Origin of the sequence: Burkholderia sp. DN3021, assembly GCF_049805555.1 — a bacterium.
GTDB lineage: Bacteria > Pseudomonadota > Gammaproteobacteria > Burkholderiales > Burkholderiaceae > Burkholderia > Burkholderia pyrrocinia_C.
The window spans coordinates 1-1,076 of sequence record NZ_JBNCAB010000238.1; the positions used below are offsets into that span (position 1 = coordinate 1).

3 protein-coding genes are annotated in these 1,076 nt (G+C 62.8%); all 3 read right to left on the bottom strand.

The features are described 5' to 3' along the window. On the bottom strand, positions 1–495 hold a 495-nt coding region (locus tag ACPUER_RS36820), incomplete at its 3' end, for an IS66 family transposase zinc-finger binding domain-containing protein (protein WP_425133585.1). A gap of 51 nt (positions 496–546) precedes the next feature. After that, positions 547–888, bottom strand: a complete 342-nt coding sequence (gene tnpB / locus ACPUER_RS36825; protein WP_036047966.1) for an IS66 family insertion sequence element accessory protein TnpB — start codon at positions 886–888, stop codon at positions 547–549. Next, positions 885–1,076, bottom strand: a 192-nt coding sequence (locus ACPUER_RS36830; protein ID WP_425133586.1) for a hypothetical protein, incomplete at its 5' end; no start/stop codon positions are given. The genes tnpB and ACPUER_RS36830, both read right to left, overlap by 4 nt.

Consider the following 1,076-nt stretch of genomic DNA (forward strand, 5'->3'; position numbering starts at 1 on the left):
ACTCGGTGCCGCGGCCTGCACGATGCGATCGCAGCATGCGCAGGCCAGCTTCGGACGGCGGTGGCGAATCACGCGGAAGTGCGCCCGGACGTATTCGAGCTGTTCCGCGACGTCTTCGCCCAGCGGTTTGAGTTGCCCGCCGCAATCGGGGCAGTCATCATCGGCGGGCAGATGGATGCGCTCTTCGCGCTCAAGGTGATCGGGCAACGGCTTGCGGCCGACACCTTCGCGACTCGGCCGTTTCACTGCAGCAGCCGCGGCCATATCGGCCGAGCCTTCATCGGCCTGCAGGTCTTCCAGCCGCAATTCAAGCTGTTCGATCTGGCGATCCAGCTTCTCCGATTTTCGGCCGAACTGCATCCGGCGCAGCTTGGCAATCGTCAGCTTCAGATGTTCGATCTCGATCGCGCGCGACGAGAGCTGCTCGCGCAAGCTGGCGACCATCGCCTTCAGCGCTTCAATGTCGTCGGGGAGATCGGTGGGAGCAGCGGACATGCGGTGAGCTTACACGACGCCACCCACAAGCTCTCCACGCGTAATGAACGTTTACAATGCGCTTCGCGGGCGTACCGCATCGATCGGCTGCCGCCAATCGAAACCTTCGAGCAAGAGCGCGAGCTGAGCGGTCGTCAGCGCAACAACACCGGCATCGGCGCGTGGCCACGCGAAACGTCCTTTCTCGAGGCGCTTCGAGAGCAGGCACAGGCCACCGTCGCACCACCACAAGCACTTCAGCAAGTCGCCGCGCTTACCCCGGAACACGAACACGTGCCCGCTGTAGGGATCCTTCTCCAGCACGGTTTGTACCTTCGCGGCCAACGAGTTGAAGCCGGAACGCATGTCCGTGACGCCCGCCGCGATCCAGATTCGCGTGTTCGGCGGGATCACTTCAGACAGTCTCGCAAATACTGTTCGGCGAACTCCTGCGACACACCGCGGATACGAATACGTCGTTTGCCGACCTCGATCTCGATTTCACAGCCTGGCGGCATCGCCGGGCTCGCCGACACGTCCGGCGTTTGCGGCAGAGCGTGATGTGGGATGTCTTTCGCAGGCAGATCGACCACATCAACCGG